Raw genomic sequence first — 17985 nt, 5'->3', positions numbered from 1 at the left:
CGTACTGAGCGGCTCAAAGAGACTTAAATAGCATCGGGAAAAATAACATCCCAATCACCAGCAACCTGCTACGGCGGCGCGAACGCTATGCGTCGACAAAATTCAGCAAAGCCCAATGGAAGCGATCGGCCACTGTCACCGCACTGAATGAAGCTGATTCAAAAAGGTTTGGCAAACACCAACCAAAGGATGCCGATCAGCACAAGCACCGGGATTTCATTGAACACGCGCAGCGCACCTGCCCCCGGCAGCACGCCGCCACGCTCGACCCGCTTAAGCCAGTACCCAGCCACGATGTAATGCACCAGGATTAATACGACCAACCCAACCTTGGCATGCAGCCAACCGCTGCCGTCTCCTACCATCGTCGGAAATGCGGGAATCACCCGATACCCCAACCACAACAACACACCAAGTAAGCCACTCAACCCAAACATGATGTGTCCAAAGATGTACAAACGCCGCCCCATCTGCCTCAGGCGTGCCTGCACCGCCGGCTGACCATCGGTTTCAGCAACATTGACCAAGATACGCGGCAGATAGAAGACAGCAGCCATCCAAGCAATCACAAACAGTAGATGGAAAGTCTTGACCCAAAAATACAAAGCCATGTGTTAACTCCGTCGATTCACATTAGGATACTCAGCATTTTTACCAACATCGCATCGGAAACAAGTGTCCAACACAGGTAAATCGTATGATGATCGCTATTTTGACCAGTGGTACCGTCAAACAAAACTAAGTAGTCCAGCACGATTGAGACGCAAGGTCGCACTAGCAGTATCACAGGCGGAGTATTACTTGGAACGGCCGATCCGCAGTGTCCTGGACATCGGCTGCGGCGAGGGAGCCTGGCGCAAACCATTACTCAGGCTACGCCGACATATACATTATCTAGGGTTCGATAGTAGTCACTACGCGGTAAACCGCTATGGTTTGCAACGCAACCTGCATATAGCACAGATCGGTGATTTTTCCTGGCTACGTCCATGTGCTCCGGTGGACTTGCTCGTATGCGCAGACGTACTGCATTACGTTGCAACGCGTGAACTGACACGCGCACTCCCAGGATTTGTGGAACTATGCAACGGTGTCGCATTTCTGGAAATCTTCACTGCCGAAGACGCATTCGAAGGCGACACGATAGGCTTTCAGTCACGCCAAGCACGCTGGTATCGGCGCCGTTTCACCGCAGCCGGATTCACCGCACTTGGCTCACATTGTTGGCTGTCACCTGTGCTCGCCGGGCATACAACAGCATTGGAGCACAATTAAAAGGGTGTCCATTACCGCACACGTACAGTCCATGTCGGAAATATCCTACTGTCCCTGATACTCACTAGACCGAACTGCTCCCAGCAAGAAAGTTCTAGACTCTAGGTGTGTGCTCGAAATAAAACACATGACCACTACCGCTGTAAGGAAGCAAATACCAGCGGGTATCCGGAAAAACCAGCCAAACGACCATAGTTCTGAAATCTAATATCAGCAGAACATCCTGATCATGAGCAATACACTGAAACTATTATTGACCTGCGTGACCCACTCTTCCCTACAATAACAGCATGTCCGCAGATCCCTCCTCACTTCCACAACGCCCCTCGCTGCAACGCATCTTCCTCACCGGTTTATTGACGCTACTGCCGGTATGGCTGACATGGGTGGTCGTTAAATTTGTATTCTCGCTTCTCTCAGGCTTCAGCAGTCCTTGGGTCGTGCCACTGTCCGAGCGCATTGCTGCCTCTTTTCCTGGCTACCTTGGCTGGATTCAAGCACTCTGGGTGCAAAATACAATTGCTCTTGGGGTTACACTGCTGGCAATCCTGTTCGTAGGGACACTCAGCCGACGCATGATCGGGCAGCGCCTACTGCGCTGGTTCGAAGCAATCATGCGCCGCATCCCATTCGCCAGCGTCATCTACGACAGCGCCCGCAAACTATTAGACATTCTGCAGACCCAACCGGGTAGCACTCAAAGAGTGGTACTGATTGATTTCCCGCATCGAGACATGAAAGCAGTCGGCTTGGTAACACGGGTCATACGCGACCGCGATACTGGACAGGAACTGGCAGCGGTCTACGTGCCAACCACGCCCAATCCAACCTCTGGCTATCTCGAAATCGTCCCTGTAGAACAACTCACACCCACCAACTGGAGCGTGGATCAAGCAATGAGTTTCATCATCTCCGGTGGCGCAGTATCACCAGATAGCATCCCGTTCAGCCGAACTACAGACCAAGACGAAGACGGAGCTAAGTCGCCACGGCTATGATCTAAGATCAAATCATTCATCACACCACAAGTATTTCTGCCTGTTTGTAGTCGCAATATTGATAAGGGAATAACATCTCCTCATCATTAGCTGATTCGCACAGCAGTACCGCAAAGAAGTAGCGCATCCATCCTCTAAGTAAAGGTCATGCGTAACTTGCTGTTATGTATGGCGGAGCATTACAAACAAGCTGGATCGCCAAACACTTTAGGAACTTGCATCAAGCCATCAAAAGTAAAGAATAGACGCCCCATATCCATAATCCTTGATACTTCATGCCATCCCAAGATTAATATTTTCTATAAAAAAAATCTGCCTCAGTGCCATTCAAAACCAGCGCACTGTCATCATCAAAAATGAGTAATGACCGATATAACTTAAATGCAGCAATAGTGAGTAATTGACTTTAAGCCAAGCAAGAAGAAGCTCTATCACCACAAGAAAACAAAGAAATTTAAAATAAAATAAACCGATCCAGAGAACAACTGCACCAAAATTTTTGGCTACTCAACTAAAAATGCGGCGATTTTTCCACGCCACCATCACACAGCACGATGATTGGCAAGCCCAAACGCCGCAATACCACGGCAGTTATTAATTAAACCCTGTTGCTATGTTTGGCACGGCAAGGGCTGTACCAAGCACGGATTGCAGCAATATCAGCCTCCATGTCATCGCTTGGCCAAAAAAGATCACCAATACCGATTGTCTTGCTAGGATAATCCATATACACCGGAAGAACCGGCACATCAGCATACTTGGCAATCTTCCAGAAGCCATGCTTCCAGCGCTCCACACGCTTACGCGTGCCTTCCGGAGCAAGCATGTACCACATACGTTCGGAGTCACGAAACGCACGTACTGCCTGACTCACCGTCCCCTGAGGAAGGCGACGATCCAAGGGAATACAGCCAACCCAACGCAGCAACGCGCCTAAAGGCCACCAAAACAAGCTGGACTTGATGAGCGAGCGCATTTCAACACCCACTGCAAATTTGCAAGCGAAACCGAAAAAACCGTCCCAATATGACGTATGCGGAGCAACGATGATAACGACCTTACCCTGATTGGGGAGGCGCCCAATGAGGCGCCAACCGCCCAATTTAAGCACAGTACGGCCCAACCAACGAACCAAGGGGCCATGCATGCACGGCATATTCTCTGGAAATGCTTCTCGCAAGGGATCGATCTGGGTCACCGGAGGCAACGTCGGTTCGGTCTGAATCACTGCGACTCCCAATAAAACGAAAAAGCCCCGCACTTACGTCCGCTAAACTCACACTCGGCATTGATGCAAGGCAACCGGATATTAGAGCTGGATCGCATAGCAACACAACACTTTGGTGCTACACAAACAGCATTGATGATATAGGCTAAACGTATACAAGCATCCTCACTGCGATGGCTCTAATAACGGAAGCAATGAACATTAGATAATCAATGCACCTTCGCCCAATACCAATACAAGAGTCGATCATTACAAGTGACCAAGATATGCACGCAGCACATCAAGCTGAAACAACAAGCCATCCACGATAAAAAGTAACCCCACTGCATGACACAACCGTGTTGACATTTTTCTCGCCTGCATCGGAAACACACGCAAGCCTCTGAGCAATCCCCTCGTCAGGAGCCATCCTGACAAGTCATATGAACAGAGAATCATCGCACACGCCGCCATTGTATCGGCAAAGTAACCAAAACGCGTATCACAATACGTTATGATGGGGAGGGATTAATTACTCAGGAGATACATCAATGACCACATTACAGCGGCTCCGCTGCCTTGCTTTGTTCATTGCCATAACTATTGCAATGCCTCTAGTCGCCACAGCCACGCCACCCAGCGATGCAGATGTAAACCGCCTGCTATCAGTTTCACGCATGCAGGCTATACACGATTCGATGATACCTCAGCTTGAGACAATGGAGGAGAAACAATTTGACCAGATGGCTGCAAAACACACTCTAAGCACGGAAGAAAAAGCAAAAATGGTGCAAATCCTGGAACGCTCCAAACAGAGAATCCGCAAAGCAATGTCATGGTCAGAACTAGAACCAGTATACATAGACTTATACAAGCACAGTTTCAGCCGTGAAGATGTACTTGCAATGACTAAATTCTACGAAAGCTCAGCAGGGCAAAGCCTGCTCGACAAAACTCCGGTATTGATGCAAAACCTGATGGTCGCAATCCAGAAAAAGATGGCGCCGTTAACGGATGATCTGATGCAAGATCTTGAAAAAATCGACAATGCACCGAAACAAGATCACAAAAAATGAGCGTATAACCGAGAAGCAGCGTTTATCATCAGAGTGTACAGATATAAGTCAAAGAATCTGCCGACATCAACGATAACAACGTAAGGCTTGGACACTGGATCGGCATATACTCAATCTTCGATAGTCATCACTGTCTTCGATGAAACCTTGACCAATCCTGGCAGGCACGGCACACCAACAGAGCGTACAAGCACAAGCATCAATGGCACAACAACGTGTGCCAAGCTTTGTCCAAGCACGGCTTATGTAAACAAGCTGAAGAGTCCTACCTCGCTCCTAGTGTGTTCCGCCAATTCCGCGCTCAAATGAGGGCTGCGGAAACATGACGCGGTATTTCACGAACCCACTTGCAGAAAGGGCCGGACAGATAGTTGGCCCTTGTATTAGACACGCTTATGTTGACCCAGAATCTTTCAGGATGAATTACAGGACATCACATCCTGCATGATGCGTAGTTCATATTTTGAACAACGAAACAACATTGTGGCATCGCCATAGATGGGCAACATCAGATGCACAACACAACCAACGTGAAGTCAATGCACCGACCAGCATAGACACTGTGTGAACCTCTTCATATGTGTGCATCACCATGAGTAACATCCTCATGTCCATATGCGGATTACAACATGAAGTTAATCAAGGATCACTGACTGACTTTCCAAGAATACCGCAGAAGATGGATATGACATTCTTGATTAAAAAGAAACTTTAACGCAACCAATGATCTCAGTGATCTACATAAAGAATAAGAAACAACTAACACATGTAACAACACACAAAGCATTGATAATCAACCTGTTCGAACATCAATGAGAATTTCAATGAATAGTAACGCTGACGATATCCTGTTGTGACATCAACGCGACACGCAGAATGGAAGCAACACTCATTGGGTAGCACGATCAAAACACTCAAGATTTTTCGGCCCTACCAATCATTTGATTTACCGCATATCCAAGACAAATATCACTTAGGACATATGAACTCAGAAGCACGTGCTACATGACAGTAATTCGATTTTCCAGGGATTAGAGACAGATCCACCATTCCTACGACAATATCTTGATGAGGTGAATCAACCACCACGGTAACGGCATCCCGAAGTACAGGTTTCATGCACCACTATCTCGGTCAATGCAGGCAGCACTGGCTTGAGCCGGTCCCATACCCAAATCGCCAACCGCTCACTGGTTGGATTTTCAAGCCCCTCAATTTCATTGAGGTAATGATGGTCAAGTTGATCGTAAATCGGCTGGAAAGCACGCTTCAAATCACTGAAATCCATGATCCACCCAGTATCAGACTCTAATGCACCACTGACATGCACCTCAATTCGAAAAGAATGCCCGTGCAAACGAGCACACTTGTGCCCAGGAGGAACATGAGGCAAACGGTGTGCTGCTTCGATAATGAAGACCTTAAAAATATCCATAGTGCTGTCATGCAACGAAAATACAGTAAGAGCATAGCGGCACTATGCTCTGCTGTGATTACCAATATGTAAGGCAAAGATCAACCACGCTGATGAACCGGGAGCATTCCATCACGATTACGGGACCCATTGCTATGTTGTACACCTGATTGTTTTTTTAAAGCAGGCGTCGTATGCACAGATGCTTTGCCGAATGCTCGCCGATGTTGACTCTTACGTGGTGGGTGCTGTCCAGCAGGCTGCTTACTCTTTCCCGGAGCACTGTTACCCCAACGGATCGGGACTTGAGGTTCGAAATCCGGCACATCGCGAATATCCATGTCACGATCAAGCAAACGCACGATCTGACGCAATAACTTAGCATCCTCCTGAGTGACTAATGAAATTGCCTCTCCCTGCACACCATTGCGTCCAGTACGCCCGATGCGATGCACATAATCCTCAGCCACCATAGGCAAATCGTAATTGATCACTTTTGGCAATTGGTCAATATCAATTCCGCGCGCAGCAATGTCAGTGGCCACCAGCACGGTAACTCGCCCTGCTTTGAAACTGTTTAATGCACGCAGACGCTGGCCCTGAGTCTTATTACCGTGAATCGCCGCTGTCTTGATTCCGTATTTCTCCAAGAACGTAGCAAGCTTGTCACTGCCATGCTTGGTCCGCACGAACACCAGTGTCTGCTCCCTGCTATCTTGAGCCAATAGATACAACAACAATTCACGCTTGCGGCTAACATCGACAGGATGCACACGATGCGTAATGGTCTCAGCAACGGTGTTATGCGACGCCACCATCACCTCGCGTGGGCGGCACATAAACTCTAACGCCAACTGTTTAATCGGCTCAGCAAATGTCGCAGAGAACAGCAGAGTTTGGCGATTCTGCCGCGGTAGTTTGCCGAGGATACGTTTAATTGAGGGGAGGAAACCCATGTCAAGCATGCGATCAGCCTCATCTAATACCAAAATCCCGACGCCTGACAAATCCACACTGCGACGTTCAATATGATCAATCAAACGACCCGGGCAGGCAATCAACAAATCTACGCCACGGCGCAGCACATCCAACTGATTCCCCATCCCCACACCACCATAAATCACCGCACTTGATACACGTTGATACTTAGCGTAACCACGTAGGCTGTCGTGGACCTGAGTCGCCAGCTCACGGGTCGGTGTCAGCACCAAAGCACGCGGCTTACCGGCACCAACATTAGATGAAGCGGCCATCAATCGTTGCAATACAGGCAAGCCGAACGCAGCCGTCTTACCTGTCCCTGTTTGCGCGGCAGCAAGCAAATCGTGGCCAGCTAATGCCAATGGAATCGCCTGCTGCTGAATTGGGGTCGGTATTTCGTAACCTTGCTCGCTAAGAGCACGAAGTAAGGAAGGCAACAATCCCAAAGTTTCGAAGTTCATTCAGAACACTCCTGAAAAGCACTTGCACTTGCGCCAATCAAAACCGACGCATCGTACCGTGGTAACTCGGAGCGTTCCCGTAAACCGCGCTGCGAGAAAAATTAATAAGGACGAACGCAGCACCAAAGCGTACGATCGGCATGCAAGGCGAAAAGAATCGGACTAGGAGCGGCGCGCAAACGCGTCAAGCGCACGGCATCCTGCAGGAAAAAGGACGGTTGCTATGCAAGCACGGATAGTCTACAGGAGTCGTTGCTATCGTGGTGATATGAACCTACCAGGCCGACACAGCCCCCCCCCCACGAAGCGACACCTTCATCAAAACTGAATGTACCGAGATACACCACCAGCACCACATTGGCCAGGCTCTATTGGACTTCCATCGCCGTTACGAGACATTGCGTCATAGATGCTGGATCAACTGCATCCACTCAATATGATGCTGAAAAAACCACTCAGAAAATCATTCTAATATAATAAATAGAAGACCTGGACATTCAAAAAATGAGTAATATAATAAACGAAAATTTCCTTTAAATAACCCATCCATTCGATTAATTTTTATTCAATGAGAGACATTCACAAACCCATCATAAAATAATCAGAATGATATAAGCATCGCGTTTCTACTCCAAGCACCAAAAATAGACTCCAGCACATTTATACATACTACGATGATTTTCCTCACAATGGCATAAAGATCACCCCCTGGAAATCGAACATTAATTATCAAGTACTGTTCATCACACAACTACTTCAACAAAAAATCTCCACCCTCTCCAGTAGAACTGGAACACTTTCTTATAAAATATCCATATCCACATACGACGAATTTCAATCTGAAAGACAATAGCATTCTGTAATAGCTTATAAATTCGACAATAAAAAGTACGAATCACTAAGCATTGATTTCGTCATTCAATATCTACTCCTAGTGAGAGCCTCACACCAAATTTAGCTGTAACATCGCTGCCTAATCAATATTAAAGATCCGTGATGGGAATCATCATATACCATCTTCTATAGTACGCCACCTATCTCTTATTCGCCCCACCCCGCAGAATCATCAGCGTATCTAAGCACCGATTAAATACGAAGTATGTGATAACAATCATCGGTCAGTATTGATGGTGATGGAAGAAATCATACTTATTCTGATCTCACCAAGAAAATACAAGCTACAAATCTCCAGAAAATGATGTCGATTGATTTAGCATCACGAAATTAAATCAGAGAATACATTTTATCAAACCAACATTCTGACCTTAAGAGTATGACTGCGCATGATTACAAAAACAAAGAACATTAAATCAAGTAATATAAAAATAAAAATCCCTAATAACCCATCTTTACATACGGACCATTCATGTGACGGTGTCACTGACTCTGTAATGACTTTATGGCCGATGTGGTGACCGGAAGCATCTTGCCGAGAATCACTGATTCCCACGTCGCTCATCATCTCATCACGCATCTTTATATGTCACAGCAAACAATACGTTGCCCATACGGTGCTACAACCAATCAACGATAGAGCAGCACATGTGATCACCTGTAGCCGCCATGCAACTCCAGTGCAAGATGCCACATCAATCATATGCGCTACAGGTCACCAAGCTGTGCTTGCAACACGGCGATGGCGGTTAATCCTGCTGTTTCAGTGCGCAAAATACGCGGCCCCAAGCTAAAACCGATAAAACCTGCATCTTTGAGTATTTCAAGATCACGAGGCGACCAACCACCCTCGGGGCCAATCGCAATGATGACCTCAACTGGTGTCAGCCTTGATAGCGTTGACAATCGATGTTCACTTTTCGGGTCGAGAATCAGGCGCAACGTGTCCGGATCAAGTATTTCCGGCAACACTTGCAATGCACGCGGCATCTGTACTTCTGGCACGCGCGTGCGGCCACACTGCTCACACGCTGAAATGACCACGTTGTTCCAGTGTGCCAGCCGTTTGGCTACGCGTTCGCTATCCAAGCGCACCCCGCTGCGTTCAGTATCAACTGGCACGATTGCGACAACGCCTAATTCCGTTGCCTTTTGCACAATCAAATCCATTTTCTCACCGCGTGTGATTGCTTGGACCAGGGTAATCGCCAGTGGTGATTCATTACACACCTCGGAAACGCCTTCAATGCGTGCCCACGCCTCGCGCCTGCCTGTGGCAATAAGACGTGCTAAATAATCATGGCCGTCACCGTTGAACAGTACACAGGTATCGCCCTCGCATAAACGCAGCACACGCAAAAGGTGGTTAGCAACCAATTCTGGGAGGATTATTTCGTTGCCAAGAATCAGGGGCACATTGACATGACAACGACTCAAACGCATGCGATAGCTTCGTCAATTGCCACACGCGTGGTCTCAGCAAGCAGATGCAGTTGCTGCTCATCCACGCAATAGGGAGGCATCCAATACACCACATCACCAAGCGGACGCAGGATCACTCCACGCGCCAGCGCAGCACGGTAAACGTGCAAGCCAAGCCGTGCCTGTGGCGGGAATGGTGTCCGCTTGTTGCCGTCACGAGTTAACTCAAATGCCACGACCATCCCGGTCTGGCGCACGTCAGCAACGTGCGGATGCCCGGACAGTGACGCAGCCAATTGCGTCATACGTGCTGCAGTGACTTGGTTGCGTTCGATGATGCAATCATTTTCGAAGATATCCAGTGTCGTTAGCGCTGCAATACAAGCCAGTGGATTTCCTGTGTAGCTGTGTGAATGCAGAAAAGCGCGTTCGCGGCTGTCATCGAGAAATTCCTCGTACAATTGCTGCGTTGTCAGCACTGCGGCCAGAGGTAGGAACCCCCCCGTCAGCCCCTTGGAAAGACACAACAAGTCCGGCATGATGCCAAGATCCTTGTCATCAGTATCCGTTGAGATAGCGGAGCAAGCCTGCTCGCAAGCGAAGAGCGTGCCAGTGCGTCCGAACCCTGTAGCAATCTCATCGCAAATCAGCAAGGCACCGTGTGCATCGCATAGTTCCCGCACACGATGTAGGTACACCGGATGGTGCATGCGCATGCCACCTGCACATTGTAAAAGTGGCTCTAAAATCAGCGCGCAGATTTGCCCCGAGTAACGTTTGAATAGCGCTTCCAACGCTTCGGCGGCCTGTAATGCATATTCTGCGGCGCTTTGACCTGGTTCGGCCAAATAGGCATCAGGAGAGGGAGCAAACAATACCTCCGTTAGCAATGGAGCATAAACACGCCGGTACAAGGGGATATCGCCAACCGCGAGAGCACCAATGGTTTCTCCGTGATACCCGTTATGTAACGCGATAAATCGCGTACGTTGCTCTTCACCACGATTACGGAAGTAATGGAAAGCCATTTTCAGCGCGACTTCCACCCCAGCCGAGCCATTGTCAGCGTAAAACACCTTTGACAAGGGCTCACGCCCGTCCTGGCGCGGCGCGAGCCGCAACAAGGCCTCGGCCAGACGCACCGCCGGCTCATGGCTGAAACCAGCCAACATCACGTGCTCAAGCGTCCTGGCCTGTGCGGCGATTGCTGCACTGATACGGGGATCTGCATGACCGAAAAGATTTGTCCACCAACTACTGACAGCATCCAGGTAACGACGCCCATCGTGACCGACCAACCACACACCCTCACCACGGACGATGGGCACTAATGGCAGTGTGTCGGGATGCTCACGCATTTGCGTGCACGGATGCCACAGAACGCGCAAATCGCGTTGTCGCCAGCGTTCAGCCCGCTGAAGATCGCATGGATCTGCTAGGATTTCAGATTGATGAACATTGTGATGCATCAACTCATTGTATATGCCACTCCTGCCGGTGTGTGTCTGGCATGAACCGCCCTCTGCCGATGATCCATCGCATTGAGGAAATCGGTGATAGCCAATTTCGGCGGCAGCAGCTCGACCTGGAGTTTTCCAACGGCGAACGCCGCCTGTACCAACGCCACGTTGCACGAGGATACGGAGCAGTAGTGGTGGTGCCACTACTGGATCCGCAGACTGTCCTGCTAGTACGTGAATATGCTGCTGGCATTCACCGTTATGAGCTGGGTCTTGTCAAGGGACGTATTGATGCCAACGAAACACCGGAGCAGGCCGCTGATCGTGAATTGAAGGAGGAGGCAGGTTACGGTGCGCGGGATCTACGTGTACTACGTGCCATCACCCTTGTCCCAGGGTATATGAATCACCAGTCCTGGTTAGTGATAGCATCTGACCTGTACCCAGAACGTCTAGTCGGCGACGAACCAGAAGAGATTGAGGTCATTCCTTGGAAGCTTTCAAAGTTGCACGATTTGATGCTGCGTGAGGATTTCTCCGAAGGGCGCTCCCTGGCAGCATTGTTCATTGTCCGTGAATGGCTGGAACATCAGCAGTGATCACTATTCCCAGCGATCTTCACGAATCGGTCATCGCCATTGCTACAGATTCCGGCAGAGCGATCATGAAGATCTATCAGGATCATTTCAAGGTCCAGATCAAAGCAGACATGAGTCCACTGACGCAGGCCGATTTAATCTCACATCAGATCATCGTGCATGGACTCAAGCAACTGACCCCCAGTCTGCCCGTGTTGTCGGAAGAGTCGACAGGAATCACTTGGGAGGAACGCCGTCACTGGAAGAGCTACTGGTTGGTCGATCCACTCGACGGCACCCGCGAATTTGTGAAACGCAATGGCGAGTTTTGCATAAACATCGCACTGATCCATGAAGGTATCCCCGTATATGGAATGATCCTGGCGCCGGTGGAAGGGACCATCTGGCATGCAATGCATGGCGGGCAGGCATTCCGCCGTGATGGTCACCGTGATACCACATTGCACGTGCGGGCACCTGCTGGCACCGCGTTACAGGTCGCAGCAAGCCGGTCGCACATTGATGTGCACACCTCGGCGTTACTGGCACAGATGAAAGAAATAACTCTAGTTTCGCAGGGATCGGCGCTGAAGTTCTGTCGCCTTGCTGAAGGCACACTCGACGTGTACCCGCGTCTAGGCGCTACCTATGAGTGGGATACTGCCGCAGGCCAGTGCTTACTGCTTGCTGCGGGCGGTACGCTACTGAACATTGAGACTGGAAAACCGTTCCGCTACAACAAACGCGAGACACTGCTTAACGGCGGTTTTATCGCACTGGGCGACGCCACGCTGCCTTGGCGCGATTGGTTGCCCTGACTCCATCTTATTCCCCATTCTGGCGCTTTCCGTATGTCCGATCTTCCCGACGCATCACCCCACATTGAAACGTTGCTATCCATCATGGCGCGCCTGCGCGACCCGATCAGGGGATGCCCTTGGAATTTAGAGCAAGACTTTACCACGATTGCGCCTTACACGATTGAAGAGGCTTATGAAGTTGTCGACGCGATCGACCGCAACGACCTAAACGCCCTGAAAGACGAACTTGGAGACCTGCTGCTACAAATCATTTTCCATTCGCATATGGCCGCCGAACAGGGTGCATTCGAATTTACCGACGTAATTACCGCCATTACCGACAAAATGGTACGCAGGCATCCCCACGTGTTCGGTGACATCACCGTAGACGGTGCAGAGACAGTCAGTACTCACTGGGAGGCCATCAAGCGCCAAGAACGCGAAGCTGTTAACGAGCAAGATCATTCTGCACTGTTCGGGATTTCAAGCGGGCTACCAGAATGGCTACGCGCCCTCAAGTTGCAGGAGCGCGCCACGCGCGCTGGTTTCAAGCAAGCAGCCCCAATCCCTGCCATCGTCGAGATGCAGAAGACACTGGAACAGATCCGCCAAACGTTTCTAATGGACACCGTGACACACAACAAAGCACAGATTGAGGAGATATTCGGCAATCTGCTGTTCATCTGCATCCAGCTTGCCCACCACGCCAAGGTAGATCCAGGCAACGCGCTACGTCATACCAACATTCAATTTGAAAAACAGTTCCGCGCCATGGAAAAAACCGCGCAGGCTGCAGGCGCTACGCTGGCACAAATGTCACTCTCAGAACAGCAGACCCTGTGGAACACTGTTAACCGGCAAGAAACCGATCCATCAGCACCATAAGAACGACGCTTCTGTAAAACACTGGCACTGATACGCCACCACACATCGCACTGCATTCTATTGGGTCGCTGCCAGATCAAACGTTGCAATGGCTTTAGTGTCTGGCAATTGCAATCGGTAGCAGCCAACCTAGCGAATATTCGTTTCGCTTAGCAGCGCTGCAAAGCCTCGAAGGTGTTGACGCATTTCGACATCTTAAGCCACTAAAAAACGATATAAGCCTACCAATCGCTCCGGCATCTTCAAAGACATTCAGAGACTATTTATCCTGTCTGGAGTGACCACATTCATGCATACTTCTTGGTTCTTATTGTTTGATAAAAAAGGAATTTCGATGTTACAAAGTAATGTATTGGCGTTCATTGTGCTGGTCGCCGGCGTCATCCTGTTATTCAAATCCGTCATCATGGTGCCGCAAGGTTATGAGTGGACCGTAGAGAAATTCGGTCGTTACACACACACCATGAAACCGGGCCTGCATTTCTTGATTCCTCTTATCTACAGCGTCGGACGCAAAGTCAGCATGATGGAACAGGTACTGGCTGTACCGAGTCAAGAAGTCATCACCAAAGATAACGCGGGAGTACGCGTAGACGGGGTGGTATTTTTCCAGGTGCTCGACGCAGCCAAAGCTGCCTACGAGGTTGCCAACCTAGAAATTGCAATGATCGCACTGGTACAGACCAACATCCGCACCGTCGTTGGCTCGATAGACTTCGACGAATCATTAAGTCAACGCGAAACAATCAACGCCAAACTATTGAGCGTCGTCGAGCACGCAACGAGCCCGTGGGGAGTGAAGGTCACTCGTATCGATATCAAAGACATTCAGCCACCGCATAATCTAGCCGAGTCGATGCAACAACAAAAAATGGCTGAACAAACCAGGCGTGCAACCATCCTAGAAGCGGAGGGAGTACGCCAATCCGCAATCCTGCGTGCCGATGGTGAGAAGCAAGCCGCCGTAATGGAAGCCGAAGGCCGCAAGGAAGCCGCGTTCCGTGATGCAGAAGCGCGTGAGCGCTTAGCAGAAGCAGAAGCCAAAGCAACCCGGATACTTTCAGAAGCCATCTCGCAGGGTAACGTACAAGCAGTCAACTACTTTGTTGCACAAAAATACGTTGAAGCGTTCAAAGAACTGGCCGCTGCTCCCAACCAGAAATTCATCCTAATGCCAATGGAAACCTCAGGTATCATCGGCTCAATCGCCGGCATTGCCGACTTGACCAGAGAAGCATTAGGTAAATCGGATCATAGTGCGACACCGTCTCAACGACCACACCGAGGCTGAGTGATGCGCTGGGATGCTATGGGATGGGCAGCTGCCGCACTGCTATTGCTCGCTGCCGAAACACTGATACCTGGAGCGTTCATGCTATGGATGGGGATTGCAGCAGCAGCTGTGTTCGTCGGCGTGCTGCTGCTCCCGGATATTTCACTGCTACTGCAAATGTTCGCTTTTGTTGTTCTTAGCTTCGTTTCAATCTATCTCTACCGGACTTGGTTCCGCCATATCGATCATGACAGTGACCATCCGCTGCTAAATCGCCGTGCTGATCAGCTAGTCGGTCGTATCATCATCCTTGATCACGCTATCGTTGACGGCAACGCTCGAATCAAAATAGACGACACATTTTGGGATATCACTGGTCCTGATTTACCCATCGGCACTCAAATCCGGATCGTTGCTTTAGATGGCACAACACTCAAGGTACACCCCACTTAAAGACACAAAATACGTATGAAGTCACACCATGGCATCCATTGCCATTTGGTGTGACTGGCGCCCCTAGCATGGCAACTCAGACCTAAATACCGCACAGCCGTACACTCCCCACTATCCAGAGTGTTGCAAGAAAAATGAGAGCCTGTACTCCATGATCAAAAAGACCATTCTCAATGACACCCATCAAGCACTCGGTGCCAAGATGGTCGACTTCAGCGGCTGGGAAATGCCCATTCACTACGGCTCACAGATTGATGAGCATCATCACGTCAGGCGTAACGCCGGCATATTCGACGTCAGTCATATGACTGTCATTGATTTGCACGGGACACAGGTACGCCCCCTCTTGCGTCGACTATTAGCTAATTCGGTAGATAAGCTCAAAGTACCAGGAAAAGCACTGTATAGCTGCATGTTGAATCCGCAAGGCGGTGTAATCGACGATTTGATCGTCTATTACCTACGTGAAGATTACTTTCGTTTTATCGTCAACGCCGCTACACGAGAAAAGGATTTAGCATGGATCAATACACAAGCATCTGCGTTCAACGTACGTGTTGAAGAGCGTGCAGACTTGGCAATGCTCGCCGTACAGGGGCCTGCCGCGCGCGCGCAGGTCACCAACCTATTGGCCGAGACTCACCGCGACGCAGTGGAAAAGCTCGGACGTTTCGCCGCACTAGAAGTCGCATCGCACTCGAAAAAACCCCTCTTTATTTCACGTACTGGATATACCGGTGAGGACGGCTTTGAGATCTTACTTCCACAAGAAGAAACGATAACGTTATGGAATGCGCTGTTGAAGACAGGCGTGAAACCAATCGGACTAGGCGCACGCGATACGTTACGTCTAGAGGCAGGGATGAATCTCTACGGCCAGGATATGGACGAGCAGGTTTCACCCTACGAAGCAGCACTGGGCTGGACTGTCATGCTTGATGAAGGTCGCAACTTCATCGGTCGCAACGTGCTGGAACAGCAAAAGACTAACGGCGTATCACGACAGATGATAGGCCTACTCATGGATGAGAAGGGAGTGCTTCGCCATGGTCAGAAAGTATTGACCGCACAAGGTGAGGGCCACATCCTTTCCGGTACGTTTTCACCAACCTTGAACAAGGCTATCGGATTCGCGCGCGTGCCAGCCGGAAAACCAAGTGAGGTCCGAGTCAACATACGTGACCGTGAAATCCCGGTGCGGGTTGTCAAATTCCCCTTTGTACGTGAAGGCCAGACGCAACCAAACATTTTTGATTGAACGAAAATCGATCTACAACAATCGATTTTCCTCATTTTCACCATCACCACTGTGGGCCGCTCATTGCCACTCGTGCTGCTGGTGCACCAGCAGCCTCTGTATATTGATATAGACAACCCTATCTTTTTTGACCTGTGTCGATGCTGGGTACGCTTATCAACGCAGCATTCACTGGCTTGATGGACAGGAACAAGGCGCAACCGACTACTTACCTAATTAAACGCATCACCAAGAAGAGGGCAAGACTGGACTTATGGGCAACGCCGTCCCCATAGCGATATTGCAACGTTGGAATGCTTACCACATTCAATGAGTGTCTGTGGTAGCGATGCCGCATCGCAACATCTCACAGCAACACCTATAAGCCATCCAGGAAAATAGGCTCATCGGCACTTGCTAACCAACGACCCACTTAACGCATGACTGTACACAGATACACCCAGTGCTTACACGGCAGATAGTCTCTTGAAACAGTCTTATCCAATATCGGGTTGGTTAAACTATCTCCCCCTTCCCGATGTACTTCTTCCATGAGTGATATCCCTGGCGACCTCAAGTTCCTCAAATCCCACGAATGGGTCCGGATCGAAGACAACAATCGTGCCATCGTTGGCGTTTCCGACCATGCACAAAATCTGCTCGGTGATCTGGTGTATGTCGAATTACCCAATATTGGCGATCACCTGGACGCTGGCGCCACCGCTGCAGTCATTGAGTCGGTCAAGGCAGCCTCAGATATCTACAGTCCAGTCACCGGCAAAGTGATTGAAGTCAATACTACGTTAAGCGACAAACCTGAGACGATCAATGAAGACCCCTACGGTGAAGGCTGGATTATGGTCATTGAGATGCAGGCCCCCGAGGAGATCAGTAATCTACTTTCTCCCGATGATTACACCGAAGTGCTGGAAAGTGACGAACACTGAATCTTTCATCCATCCCCCACCCAATAGCCACCCACACACTGATCTATGGAGAGACGATCACAATCCATCGTAATCCTCAACAGAGAAGCATTAAACAAAAACTAAGCAGATCCGAATCATAGGTAGGCCCAAAAGAACCTGAGAAAAAGTGACACGATCCACAGGTAAGAAAATACAAATACACAGAGTAAAACAGCAGAAAAGGTGGCGCCCAATGACACTTGCAAAACAACAAGAGGTAGATATCCGAAAAGTAATCCAGGGTGAGATGGGACGATTTCTATCTAACCCGCTGATTGAAGCGGCTTCCCACTATAAGAGAGTCTTGAAAAGAACTCGAAAGATGGCGATTCCGATAGTAAAGCAAGCCAAGTGACATTAATGCAGTACAGAATTAACCTGGGAATATTGGCTTAGCTGTGAGAAGTGGATATCACTTGCGATACAACAGTCAAAGCTTGCATCGGACCATAGTCGCCAATCAGATGAAGTCAACTGCTCATTGAAGCTCACTTCAATGAGCACCCACAGGAGAAGTTGCCGATTTCTGCAACGCGACCTTTCCAGAGTCCTTACTGACCACCATATGCATCGCTGCATATCACCGCATACGCAGCGATGTAA

Annotated in this window: 15 protein-coding genes and 1 pseudogene; 10 read left to right on the top strand and 6 right to left on the bottom strand. The window is 49.5% G+C overall.

Annotated elements, in window-relative coordinates:
- Positions 1-158: 158 nt before the first annotated feature.
- Complete coding sequence (locus tag F7G16_RS00835; protein WP_004572985.1) at positions 159-611, bottom strand: CopD family protein; 453 nt, start codon at positions 609-611, stop codon at positions 159-161.
- A 64-nt stretch (positions 612-675) separates the two neighbouring features.
- On the opposite strand from F7G16_RS00835, the gene F7G16_RS00830 reads away from it, so the two are divergent.
- Positions 676-1275 (top strand): class I SAM-dependent DNA methyltransferase, encoded by a 600-nt coding sequence (locus F7G16_RS00830; RefSeq protein ID WP_011097525.1) that lies wholly within the window; start codon positions 676-678, stop codon positions 1273-1275.
- Between the two features lie 290 nt (positions 1276-1565).
- Positions 1566-2273, top strand: a complete 708-nt coding sequence (locus F7G16_RS00825; RefSeq protein WP_004572987.1) for a DUF502 domain-containing protein — start codon at positions 1566-1568, stop codon at positions 2271-2273.
- A gap of 598 nt (positions 2274-2871) precedes the next feature.
- Here F7G16_RS00825 and F7G16_RS00820 read toward each other — a convergent pair.
- Positions 2872-3501 carry a lysophospholipid acyltransferase family protein gene (locus tag F7G16_RS00820; protein WP_012382423.1) on the bottom strand — a complete coding sequence of 210 codons (630 nt, stop codon included), beginning with the start codon at positions 3499-3501 and terminating at the stop codon, positions 2872-2874.
- A gap of 530 nt (positions 3502-4031) precedes the next feature.
- Here F7G16_RS00820 and F7G16_RS00815 point away from each other — a divergent pair.
- The gene (locus F7G16_RS00815) at positions 4032-4556 is read left to right on the top strand and encodes a DUF2059 domain-containing protein (protein WP_004572990.1); all 525 of its coding nucleotides are present in this window, start codon (positions 4032-4034) and stop codon (positions 4554-4556) included.
- A 1078-nt stretch (positions 4557-5634) separates the two neighbouring features.
- On the opposite strand, the gene queD is transcribed toward F7G16_RS00815, so the two are convergent.
- From queD to bioA, 4 genes and pseudogenes are all read right to left on the bottom strand, one after another.
- Entirely contained in the window at positions 5635-5991 is a 357-nt protein-coding gene (gene queD, locus F7G16_RS00810; RefSeq protein WP_004572991.1) for a 6-carboxytetrahydropterin synthase QueD, read from the bottom strand.
- 119 nt (positions 5992-6110) lie between these two features.
- Positions 6111-7412: pseudogene (locus F7G16_RS00805) on the bottom strand (DEAD/DEAH box helicase); the annotation flags it as partial.
- A 1602-nt stretch (positions 7413-9014) separates the two neighbouring features.
- Positions 9015-9749, bottom strand: coding sequence for a 16S rRNA (uracil(1498)-N(3))-methyltransferase (locus tag F7G16_RS00800; RefSeq protein ID WP_004087165.1), 735 nt, complete (start codon positions 9747-9749; stop codon positions 9015-9017).
- Positions 9740-11197: an adenosylmethionine--8-amino-7-oxononanoate transaminase gene (gene bioA / locus F7G16_RS00795; RefSeq protein ID WP_012382421.1), complete on the bottom strand. Its 1458-nt coding sequence runs from the start codon at positions 11195-11197 to the stop codon at positions 9740-9742. Before bioA ends, F7G16_RS00800 begins: the two co-directional genes overlap by 10 nt.
- A gap of 41 nt (positions 11198-11238) precedes the next feature.
- Between bioA and nudE the strand changes: the two genes are divergently transcribed.
- The 7 genes from nudE (at position 11239) to gcvH (ending at position 17361) form a co-directional block, all read left to right on the top strand.
- Positions 11239-11787, top strand: coding sequence for an ADP compounds hydrolase NudE (gene nudE, locus F7G16_RS00790; protein ID WP_012382420.1), 549 nt, complete (start codon positions 11239-11241; stop codon positions 11785-11787).
- A complete protein-coding gene (gene cysQ, locus F7G16_RS00785; protein WP_011097521.1) occupies positions 11784-12584 on the top strand; it encodes a 3'(2'),5'-bisphosphate nucleotidase CysQ in 801 nt (266 codons plus the stop codon). Before nudE ends, cysQ begins: the two co-directional genes overlap by 4 nt.
- A gap of 33 nt (positions 12585-12617) precedes the next feature.
- Positions 12618-13451, top strand: a complete 834-nt coding sequence (mazG, locus tag F7G16_RS00780) for a nucleoside triphosphate pyrophosphohydrolase (protein WP_004087170.1) — start codon at positions 12618-12620, stop codon at positions 13449-13451.
- Between the two features lie 334 nt (positions 13452-13785).
- Entirely contained in the window at positions 13786-14742 is a 957-nt protein-coding gene (locus F7G16_RS00775) for an SPFH domain-containing protein (protein WP_004087172.1), read from the top strand.
- Between the two features lie 3 nt (positions 14743-14745).
- Positions 14746-15177: an NfeD family protein gene (locus F7G16_RS00770; protein WP_004087173.1), complete on the top strand. Its 432-nt coding sequence runs from the start codon at positions 14746-14748 to the stop codon at positions 15175-15177.
- A 151-nt stretch (positions 15178-15328) separates the two neighbouring features.
- Complete coding sequence (gene gcvT, locus F7G16_RS00765; RefSeq protein WP_004087174.1) at positions 15329-16435, top strand: glycine cleavage system aminomethyltransferase GcvT; 1107 nt, start codon at positions 15329-15331, stop codon at positions 16433-16435.
- Positions 16436-16965: 530 nt separating this feature from the next.
- Complete coding sequence (gcvH, locus tag F7G16_RS00760; protein ID WP_004087179.1) at positions 16966-17361, top strand: glycine cleavage system protein GcvH; 396 nt, start codon at positions 16966-16968, stop codon at positions 17359-17361.
- The last annotated feature ends 624 nt before the right edge of the window (positions 17362-17985 follow it).

It is taken from the genome of Xylella fastidiosa (assembly GCF_011801475.1).
Lineage (GTDB): Bacteria > Pseudomonadota > Gammaproteobacteria > Xanthomonadales > Xanthomonadaceae > Xylella > Xylella fastidiosa.
The sequence above is the reverse complement of the archived record's forward strand: the minus strand, read 5'-3'. Positions and strand labels throughout refer to the sequence as shown.

Excerpts from the sequence above, each read along its gene's own strand:
- bioA (WP_012382421.1), bottom strand. The coding sequence starts at position 11,197 with ATGCATCACAATGTTCATCAATCTGAAATCCTAGCAGATCCATGCGAT.
- F7G16_RS00825 (WP_004572987.1), top strand. The coding sequence starts at position 1,566 with ATGTCCGCAGATCCCTCCTCACTTCCACAACGCCCCTCGCTGCAACGC.
- gcvH (WP_004087179.1), top strand. The coding sequence starts at position 16,966 with ATGAGTGATATCCCTGGCGACCTCAAGTTCCTCAAATCCCACGAATGG.
- F7G16_RS00835 (WP_004572985.1), bottom strand. The coding sequence starts at position 611 with ATGGCTTTGTATTTTTGGGTCAAGACTTTCCATCTACTGTTTGTGATT.
- F7G16_RS00775 (WP_004087172.1), top strand. The coding sequence starts at position 13,786 with ATGTTACAAAGTAATGTATTGGCGTTCATTGTGCTGGTCGCCGGCGTC.
- F7G16_RS00800 (WP_004087165.1), bottom strand. The coding sequence starts at position 9,749 with ATGCGTTTGAGTCGTTGTCATGTCAATGTGCCCCTGATTCTTGGCAAC.
- queD (WP_004572991.1), bottom strand. The coding sequence starts at position 5,991 with ATGGATATTTTTAAGGTCTTCATTATCGAAGCAGCACACCGTTTGCCT.
- nudE (WP_012382420.1), top strand. The coding sequence starts at position 11,239 with ATGAACCGCCCTCTGCCGATGATCCATCGCATTGAGGAAATCGGTGAT.
- F7G16_RS00815 (WP_004572990.1), top strand. The coding sequence starts at position 4,032 with ATGACCACATTACAGCGGCTCCGCTGCCTTGCTTTGTTCATTGCCATA.
- gcvT (WP_004087174.1), top strand. The coding sequence starts at position 15,329 with ATGATCAAAAAGACCATTCTCAATGACACCCATCAAGCACTCGGTGCC.
- F7G16_RS00770 (WP_004087173.1), top strand. The coding sequence starts at position 14,746 with ATGCGCTGGGATGCTATGGGATGGGCAGCTGCCGCACTGCTATTGCTC.
- mazG (WP_004087170.1), top strand. The coding sequence starts at position 12,618 with ATGTCCGATCTTCCCGACGCATCACCCCACATTGAAACGTTGCTATCC.